The 8,584-nt window shown below is 64.1% G+C and carries 8 protein-coding genes; 5 read left to right on the top strand and 3 right to left on the bottom strand.

Going from position 1 to position 8,584, the window contains the following annotated elements:
* Nucleotides 1-161: 161 nt before the first annotated feature.
* From AC3WJU_RS21840 to AC3WJU_RS21830, 3 genes are all read right to left on the bottom strand, one after another.
* Nucleotides 162-1,052 carry an ABC transporter permease gene (locus AC3WJU_RS21840; RefSeq protein ID WP_284988529.1) on the bottom strand — a complete coding sequence of 297 codons (891 nt, stop codon included), beginning with the start codon at nt 1,050-1,052 and terminating at the stop codon, nt 162-164.
* On the bottom strand, nt 1,049-2,047 hold the full coding sequence (locus AC3WJU_RS21835) for an ABC transporter ATP-binding protein (protein ID WP_284988530.1): 999 nt from the start codon (nt 2,045-2,047) through the stop codon (nt 1,049-1,051). Before AC3WJU_RS21835 ends, AC3WJU_RS21840 begins: the two co-directional genes overlap by 4 nt.
* 167 nt (nt 2,048-2,214) lie before the next feature.
* Nucleotides 2,215-3,720 (bottom strand): bifunctional phosphatase PAP2/diacylglycerol kinase family protein, encoded by a 1,506-nt coding sequence (locus tag AC3WJU_RS21830; RefSeq protein ID WP_492260847.1) that lies wholly within the window; start codon nt 3,718-3,720, stop codon nt 2,215-2,217.
* A gap of 37 nt (nt 3,721-3,757) precedes the next feature.
* Here AC3WJU_RS21830 and AC3WJU_RS21825 point away from each other — a divergent pair, with 37 nt between their 5' ends.
* Genes AC3WJU_RS21825 through AC3WJU_RS21805 form a run of 5 tightly spaced genes read left to right on the top strand, consistent with a single transcriptional unit; the run spans nt 3,758 to nt 8,514 of the window.
* Nucleotides 3,758-4,465, top strand: a complete 708-nt coding sequence (locus AC3WJU_RS21825) for a phosphatase PAP2 family protein (protein ID WP_492260846.1) — start codon at nt 3,758-3,760, stop codon at nt 4,463-4,465.
* A gap of 57 nt (nt 4,466-4,522) precedes the next feature.
* Nucleotides 4,523-6,061 carry an efflux RND transporter periplasmic adaptor subunit gene (locus tag AC3WJU_RS21820; protein ID WP_284988533.1) on the top strand — a complete coding sequence of 513 codons (1,539 nt, stop codon included), beginning with the start codon at nt 4,523-4,525 and terminating at the stop codon, nt 6,059-6,061.
* 6 nt (nt 6,062-6,067) lie between these two features.
* Complete coding sequence (locus tag AC3WJU_RS21815; RefSeq protein ID WP_284988534.1) at nt 6,068-6,796, top strand: ABC transporter ATP-binding protein; 729 nt, start codon at nt 6,068-6,070, stop codon at nt 6,794-6,796.
* On the top strand, nt 6,793-8,040 hold the full coding sequence (locus AC3WJU_RS21810; protein WP_059388845.1) for an ABC transporter permease: 1,248 nt from the start codon (nt 6,793-6,795) through the stop codon (nt 8,038-8,040). Before AC3WJU_RS21815 ends, AC3WJU_RS21810 begins: the two co-directional genes overlap by 4 nt.
* Before the next feature lie 60 nt (nt 8,041-8,100).
* Nucleotides 8,101-8,514, top strand: coding sequence for a hypothetical protein (locus AC3WJU_RS21805; protein WP_059388844.1), 414 nt, complete (start codon nt 8,101-8,103; stop codon nt 8,512-8,514).
* Nucleotides 8,515-8,584 lie beyond the last annotated feature (70 nt).

The raw sequence follows: 8,584 nt of genomic DNA, 5'->3' as shown, positions 1-8,584 counted from the left end.
GTTCTTCAGCAGTGTTCCGAGCGAGAGGCCGATCAGCGCGACACCGGAGACATAAAGGCCGCCGGTGAAAACCCTGTGCTGGCAACTCTTCACTCATGGCTTGAGCCTAGTGGCCTTGCGCGGAGAGGTTGTCCATGGATCGCAGATCAAGCGATTGCGAATCAGACGTCCCGCTTCTTGAGCGCAATGAGGGCAGGAACCATGAACAAGATGACGTAGCCAAGGAACACGAGGCCGCCCGCCCACGGATCCAGGGTGCCGTCGACGTGGCCGATCGACAAGAAGCGGCCGCCGGCTTCACTGGGCAGGTACTGGGGGACGTACTTCCAGAAGTCTCCCGGTGCGAAGCTGAGGAACTGGCCTGCGAACGGGAGGACGAACATGATGCCCACCAGGACGGTGATGCCGCCGGCAGGGTTCTTCAGCAGTGTTCCGAGCGAGAGGCCGATCAGCGCGACACCGGAGACATAAAGGCCGCCGGTGAAAACACTGTAAAGGACGCCGTCCGTGTTCCAGCCGAGGTCAAGGCCAAAGTTGGCGAACATCGGTGAGGCCAAGAGGAAGGTCACGACGCCGGCCACGACCGAAAGGATATAGGAGACCACAACCAGGACCACGGCTTTGGCACCGAAGGTGGAGAGCCGCCCCGGCGCCGCATTCATGGTTGACCGGATCATGCCGGTGGCGTACTCAGAGGCGATGAAGAGCACGGCCAGGGATCCCATGACGAGGATGCCGATGTTGAGTCCGGCGTTCGGCAGGTTGTAGAGGCTGAATCCCGATCCCGGCGGGAAGGAGTCAACTGCTTGCTGCACCGTTTCCTTGTGACCCTGCCGGCCAACTTCGACCATCTGGTTGATGAAGTTCCACCGGACGAGGGCTGACAGCAGGCCGATGCCGACAATGGCCACGAAGGTGAGGAGCAACAGGATCTTGGTGCTCATGAGGGTCCGGAACTTGATGGACTCGGAGTTCAGCACCCGGAGGAAAGTGACGCCACCGGTCCCGGCTGACGGGATCGCATGTTTCTTGCTGACGGTAGTGGTGCTCATGACTGGATCCCTTCCATGGTGGCAGCGGATGTGGCGCCGGCGCTGGCAGGGCTTCCGTTCAGCGTCCCGCCTGGCGCTGCCGGTCCGCCGGTGATGTGCGAATGGTATTCCACCTCGTCCTTGGTCAGCTGGAAGTAGGCTTCCTCCAGTGACGACGTGAGCGGAGTGAGTTCGTAAACCAGCACGCGGTTGTCGAGGGCGAGCTCTGCGATGCGGATCGGCTCCACCCCGTAGATTTCCAGGGTTTCACGTTCGTTCTGCTCCACCCGGACACCGTCGCGGGCCAGCAACTCGGACAAGCGGGTGGTCTCCGAGGTACGGACCAACGTGCGCTTGCGGCTCTGGCTCTCGATCAGCGCATCCACCGTGGTGTCGGCAATGATCTTGCCGCGACCGATCACAATGAGGTGGTCGGCGGTCTGGGCCATCTCGGACATCAGGTGGCTGGAAATGAAGATGGTCTTGCCCTGGCTTGCCAGGTAACGGGCGAGGTTCCTGACCCACTGGACGCCCTCGGGATCCAGCCCGTTGACCGGTTCGTCGAGGATGAGCGTCTGGGGATCACCCAGCAATGCGTTGGCGATGCCAAGCCGCTGGCCCATGCCGAGGGAGAACCCTCCGGCTTTCTTCTTGGCAACTGCGGTGAGGCCGGTCATCTCGATGACTTCCTCAACGCGCGAGTTTGGAATCCCGTGGGTCGCTGCCATTGCGCGCAGGTGGTTGTACGCACTGCGGCTCGTGTGCACCGCCTTGGCATCGAGCAGCGCTCCCACTTGGTGGAGCGGGGCTTTGTGCTGGGAGTAATGCCGGCCGTTGACAATGACGTCGCCCGACGTCGGGCGGTCGAGTCCCATGATCATGCGCATGGTGGTGGACTTGCCGGCGCCGTTCGGGCCAAGAAAGCCCGTGACTTTCCCGGGCTGTACGGTGAAGCTGATTCCGTCCACGGCTGTCTTTGCGCCGTAGACCTTCCTCAAGCCTGTTGCCTCAATCATGGAAGCGTTCCCTCCGCTTGCTGCAGCTATGTGGTGACTGTACGTACAACGCTATCCACCAGTACGGCCGAATTCGCCGGTCTCAGGGATGATTCAGGGGCAGGTCAGGGTAGTCCCTATGGATGATGCCGGCCGCGCCCAGGGCTTGCAGGGCACTTGGGAGAGCATTAGGCAAGCGGTGAATACACCCGAAGCGCACGACGGCGGACCGTGAACTCCGCGGTCCGCACACCCGGCAACGGCTCGCCGTCGACCGCAATCACGAGCGGCTCTCCGATCGCTTCGATGCTGATTTCCCCGGCCTCGCTGAGGTGGGTCACCTTCGATGTACTCACGGTTCCAGTGAGGACCGCCCACAGCAGACGCAACCGCGCAAAGGGCTCATCGGCCGTGACCATGCGGATATCCAGCACCCCGTCGTCGAGCACGGGCCGCGTCAATGGTGCCAGGTCCCGCGGGTAGTAGCGGCCGCGGCCTATGTAGAGGATCCACAGCTTGTGGTGCACTCCGTTGATCAGGAGAGTGGTGGGGGTTGCCGCCCCGAAGGTGCGCAGACCCGCGACGAGTCCCGCGAGGGGTTTCCCCATGGCAGGCTGAAGCCGCTCGCGGCGGCGCACCAAGTTGGGGTACACGCCAACGCTGGCAGTATTCAGCATGATGAGCTCCGCAACCTCGTCCTTGCCGTCGATCCCACGGCCGGCGCTCACGTGGCCCAGATCTGTCCACGCCGCGGCGCCCGTTTTGGCGGCCTTAAGGGCGCCTTCGAGGGACCGTGCGTCCACGTCGCGAGCAAAGTGGTTGAGCGTTCCGCCCGGTAGCACCAGCAAGGGCAGTGAGTGCTCGACGGCGGCCGCTGCGGCCGCGCCGACAGTTCCATCACCGCCCCACACGCCCACGGCCTTCGTCCCGGGCCGCCCTGCTGTGGCCTGGATTGCGGCAGCCACGTCATCGCCATCGGAAATCAGGTTTATATACGCCTTGGGGAATATTTCTCGGAGCTGGGCTTCGGTGTCCGGCGAGTAGGAACCGCCGAGGGCGTTGACCGCAATACTTAGCCCCTCGCCGTCGCCGACTGCAGGCGCGTCGGCCGGTGAACGGTCCGTGTCCGGAACCGGAGGCCGGGCCGGCCACCACTTTCGCGTCAGGAGGGCCGCTCCGGCGCCGATCGCGGACCCCAGCACGACGTCGGAAGGCCAGTGGGCGCCCGTATGGACCCGGGAATACGCCACACCCGCCGCAACAGGAGCCAAAACTGCACCAAGGCGGGGATCCACCAGCGCGACGCCAAGACTGAATGCCACCGCAGACGCGGAATGGCCCGAAGGCATCGACGAGCTTGTGGGCTGCGGGTTCACAAAACGGAAGACCGGAAGGTGCTCGGGCAACGGCCGCGTCCGTGGAAGAAGCGTCTTGAAACCCAGATTGGTGACGGCGGATGCCACCCCAAGGGCCAGGAGTCCATGGATCGCGGCCTGGCGCGGCTTACCTGGAATTGCCGCACAGACGCCAGCTACGGCAAACCAGAGCTTGCCCTTGGTAGCGGCCTCCGAGAGGTTTTTCCAGACAGCATCGTGCCGGCCCTCCGGCCACCGGGAAACCGCCCGGACAATGGCGCGATCGAGCCGCGCCACGTTTCTCACGTCCCAATGGCCCCATCGCAGCTTGCTTCCCATCCCACCAGACTATCGGCGGGCTGGTTAGGATGTGGAGATGGTGAGGGTCATTCTCCCCCGCAAGCTCGATCAGGGACGCACCATTGTCATCTCGACCGTGCTGCTCGCAATTGCCGCGGTCCTCGGCGGCATTCTGCTTGCGGGGGATCGAAACCCGCCTTTCCAGGGCGTGGACGACGCATGGCAAGCATTCATGGCGACCCTCCACACACCGTTCTGGGATAGCCTGAACATCGCCCTCAACTGGACCGGCTACACGGGAATGCTGGTCTTCCACATTCTGCTCGCCTTGGCGTTGTTGATCCGGAGGAGACCCCGGTCGGCCGTATTCTCCGCCATGGCAGGACTCAGCGTGATGTTGCTGACCCAGTTGCTCAAGTTGGTCATCCACAGGCCGCGTCCCCTCAATGCGCATGTGGCTACGGACACCTATTCATACCCATCGGGGCACGTATCCGCTACCACGGCATTCGTTCTGGTGATAGCGCTCCTCATCGGGCGCGCCTGGACGTGGCTGCTCGCGATCGGCGGAATGCTGGCCATGATGATCAGCCGGATCTATTTGGCTGCCCATTGGTTCACGGATGTGGTGGGTGGCGCTTGCTTGGCCTCCACCATCGTGCTCCTCTGGTGGCTGGCCTGTCAGAAAATATGCATTGTGGAGAATATAGACGCACGGCGCGCCCTGGAGTGGAGATCGAGGGTCGCGCGCCGCAAGCGGCACGTCGAGCGGAGCGTCACGTAGGGTAAACCATCAGGTAGCACTCGGTCTTCTCCAAGAGAGCAACAATAGTCTTCGGGCATGCTCTCAAAACCTCAACTCATCAACGGCGGCATCGGGGTGGCCGTCGTGGGCATTGCCGCCGGTGCCTTCTTCGTGCTGAACGGTGTGCCGCAAACGGCCGCCGATACCACCGCCCGCACCGTCGCGGTCAGCTCAGCGGACCTCGCCGCGGTTTCCACGGCGAGCGGAAACGTCTCGCCCGCAAGCACCACCGTCATCAATGCGCAGAACTGCACCGGGCCCATCGCCACTGTCTCTGCGGTGACCGGTCAGCAGGTCACGGCCGGGCAGGTGCTGGTCACCATTGATCCGACGAACGCCCAGAACGCGCTGGCCGTTGCCCAGGCGCAACTGGATTCCGCCGCGGCGCAGGCAAACCAACAACAGGCCTCAGCCAGCAACCAGGTGGCTTCGGCAAGCCAGAGCCTCACCAACGCCCAGCAAACGGCCAACCTGGACGCGAGCCAGCAGGCCAGTGCCGTGGCCGCCGCGCAGACGGCCGTGAACAATGACAATGCGACTGTCGCCACGGCCCAGGCCGCTGCCAGCGCCCAGCCGAGCAGCCAGCCGGCCCAGAACGCGCTCAGCGCAGCACAGGCCCAGCTCGCGAAGGACAACCAAGCACTGACCCAGGCAGCCAACCAGCAAGCCAGCTCGGCCCTCAAGGACAAGGAGCAGATTGCCTCGGCAGCCACGGCCCTCAATTCCGCCCAAAGCGGTGGCGGCGCCACATCCAACACCACGTCTGCCCAGATTGCCGTTGATACCGCAACCAAAAACCTGGCGTCCTGCTCACTCGCGGCCCCGGTTTCAGGTACTGTCACCGCCGTGAACGCCGTCGTCGGCGGCAACGCCGGCAGCAGCTCCGGCTCTTCCGGATCCTCGGGTTCCGGCTCGTCCGGAGCTTCCGGCTCCTCCGGCAGCTCTTCCACGAGCGCCGCGAGCACCTCGTCCTCCGGACTGATTACGATCAGCGACACCGCGCACCTGCAAGTCATCGCCAACTTCGCCGAATCGGACATTGCCGCCATGAAGACCGGCGACTCGGCCACCTTCACCTTCCCGGCGCTCAAGACCGACCCGTCCGCGGCACCGGTCACAGGTACCATCACGGCGATCGCCCAGAACGCCACAACCACCAACAACGTGGTCAGCTATCCCGTGACGATCTCCATCAAGAACCCTCCGGCTGCCCTGCGGCTCGGCCAAAGCGCAAACATCTCCGTAACCACGGCGACCGCCAAGAACGCATTGACAGTGCCTTCGCTGGCCATTACCACCACGGGAACCAGGCAGACCGTCAACGTGATGAAGAACGGGACGGCGACGGCGGTGACCATCACCACCGGGATCACGGACAACGGCCGCACCCAGGTGCTCACCGGACTCAGCGCGGGCGACCAGATTGAACTCCCGGCTATCTCATCCACCCTGGACACCACCGGCACCACCGGACGGACCGGGACGGGCGGACTTGGCGGTACGGGCGGATTCGGTGGTACCGGCGGCGCCGGAATTACGGGCGGCACCGGTGGCACACGTGGAAATGGCGGGTAAGCAGCCGTGAACGACGCTGTCATCCAACTGGAGTCCGTGAGCAAGATCTATGGCAAAGGGGAAGCCGAAGTACGGGCACTCGATTCCGTCAGCATCTCCATTGACCGGGGCGACTTCGTGGCCATCATCGGCGCCTCGGGCTCCGGAAAGTCCACCATGATGAACATCATCGGCTGCCTCGACGGCGCCACCCAGGGGACGTATCACTTGGACGGCATCGATACCGGGACCCTGGATGAATTCCAGCTCGCGCAGATCCGCAACCGGAAAATCGGCTTCGTCTTCCAGAACTTCAACCTGATACCGCGCACGCGGGCCGTGGACAACGTCTCCATGCCGCTCGCTTACGCAAAAGTGCACCGCAAGGAACGGCGCGAGCGGGCCCTGGAAGTACTCGATTCAGTGGGTTTGGCTGAGCGGGCGGACCACAAGCCTTCGCAGCTGTCCGGTGGACAGCAGCAGCGTGTTGCCATCGCCCGGGCACTCGTGACCAACCCGGTGTTGCTCCTGGCCGACGAGCCCACGGGAGCTTTGGACACCAAGTCCTCGCACGAAATCCTGGATCTCTTCGAGTCCTTGCACGCCAACGGCCGGACCATTGTGATGATCACCCACGAGGCGGACGTCGCGGCGCGGGCCAACCGCGTTGTGCGCTTCCAGGACGGTCACATCATTGAGGATCACAGGATCCGCGCCGTGAATGCCCACCCTGTAGCCACGGCGGTGCCGGCATGATGATCGCCGAATCCGTTCGCTTCGCCCTGACGGGGGTGATGGCCAACAAGATGCGCTCCATCCTCACCACCCTGGGCATCTTGATCGGCATCGCATCCGTCATCATCCTGCTGGCCGTAGGAGCCGGAACCTCCAACGCCATCAAGGCCCAGATCGGCAAGCTGGGAACCAACGTGCTTACGGTCAGCCGCCAGACGACGGCGGGCGGCCGCGCAGCAGGCGGCGGACAAGCCGTCACCGGTCCGCGCTCCCGCGGCACCAACCTCACGCTCCAGGACATGGCCGCGCTGACAGATCCCGTCATGGCCCCCGACGTCGCCGCAACAGCGCCGGTAGTCACGGCACAGAACGTCACGGGTACTTACCAGGACGCAACCCATGCTGTCGCAACCTTCGTGGGGACCACGCCGTCGTACTTTTCCATTTCGAACGACACGCTCGCGGCGGGGTCCTACTTCAGCGACGGTGACGCCAGCAGCGGCACCGCAGTGGCCGTGATCGGCAATACCGTGGCACAGGACCTGGTGGGAAGCTCTGTGACCTCGGCCGTTGGGCAGACGATCGCCCTCAATGGCCAGAACTTCGTGGTCTCCGGCGTCCTGGCTCAAAAGGGGTCCTCGGGGCTCAACGATCCAGACGACATTGTGGTGATCCCCTACAGCGCAGCCCAGGACAAGTTCACCGGGTATTCGCCGTCCCTTGCCTCCATCACGGTCCAGGCGAAGTCAGCGGACGTGATGAACCAGGCCCAGAACGAGGTTCAGATGATCCTCGATGCCAGGCACAACGTCACCTCCGCCAATCGTGACTATCAGGTGCGGAACCAGGCGCAGATCCTCACGACGGCCACCACCACCACGGCCACGCTGACCATCCTCCTGGGGGCCGTGGCCGGCATTTCGCTCCTGGTTGGCGGAATCGGCGTCATGAACATCATGCTCGTCACGGTCACTGAACGCACCCGCGAAATCGGCATCCGCAAGGCGATCGGAGCCTCGCGCGGCAGCATCGTGAGCCAGTTCCTGATCGAATCGCTCATCATTTCGCTGATCGGCGGGGTGCTGGGAATTGCCGCGGGCTACATCGGCAGCGCCTTCCCCCTGCTCGGAACGCAACCCGAAGTCCAGTGGTGGACCGTGTGGCTGTCGTTCCTGGTATCCGCTGCGATCGGCCTGATTTTCGGAATCTACCCGGCCAACAAGGCGGCGAAACTACGGCCGATCGACGCCCTGCGGTACGAATAGCCGCCCACACTTCCACCCCCCAGCAACTCAAAAAAGAAACAGCCAACAGGAGATCTACAAATGTCCTATTCAGCACCGGAGCCCGGCACCACGAACCAGCCGGAGCCCCAGCAGCCCTACACCCAGCAGCCCCACGCCGGACAGCCCACCGCGGTCCTGCAGGCCACCGGCCAGGAACCCACCGGGCAGGGTTGGGGCCAACCTCAGGCGCCCGAGCCGTTCGTGCCCAAGAAGCGCTTCCAGATGGGCCGTCTGACGCAGATCCTCCTTGCCGTGCTTCTCGTCGCCGTGGGCTTCTTCGGAGGCGTCGGCGTCACCAAGCTCATGGATGCTGGCCAGGCCCGTCCGGGCCGCGGCCAGTTCCAGAACTTCAACGGCCAGGGCGGCCAGGGCCGGAATCGGCAGAGCGGAGCTCCCACCAACGGGGCATCGCCGAGCGCCATTCCTACGGCTCCCGCCACCTCGGCCCCGTAGCACCGCTCGTTGTAGCCACCCAACGGTCCCCACCGCCACCCTCGCCTCGCAAGTCCCCAGCCGCCCCCAA

This window comes from Arthrobacter sp. FW306-1B-F12A, assembly GCF_058781865.1.
This window is presented reverse-complemented; position numbering and strand designations above follow the sequence as displayed.

Excerpts from the sequence above, each read along its gene's own strand:
- AC3WJU_RS21820 (WP_284988533.1), top strand. The coding sequence starts at position 4,523 with ATGCTCTCAAAACCTCAACTCATCAACGGCGGCATCGGGGTGGCCGTC.
- AC3WJU_RS21825 (WP_492260846.1), top strand. The coding sequence starts at position 3,758 with ATGGTGAGGGTCATTCTCCCCCGCAAGCTCGATCAGGGACGCACCATT.
- AC3WJU_RS21840 (WP_284988529.1), bottom strand. The coding sequence starts at position 1,052 with ATGAGCACCACTACCGTCAGCAAGAAACATGCGATCCCGTCAGCCGGG.
- AC3WJU_RS21830 (WP_492260847.1), bottom strand. The coding sequence starts at position 3,720 with ATGGGAAGCAAGCTGCGATGGGGCCATTGGGACGTGAGAAACGTGGCG.
- AC3WJU_RS21835 (WP_284988530.1), bottom strand. The coding sequence starts at position 2,047 with ATGATTGAGGCAACAGGCTTGAGGAAGGTCTACGGCGCAAAGACAGCC.
- AC3WJU_RS21810 (WP_059388845.1), top strand. The coding sequence starts at position 6,793 with ATGATGATCGCCGAATCCGTTCGCTTCGCCCTGACGGGGGTGATGGCC.
- AC3WJU_RS21805 (WP_059388844.1), top strand. The coding sequence starts at position 8,101 with ATGTCCTATTCAGCACCGGAGCCCGGCACCACGAACCAGCCGGAGCCC.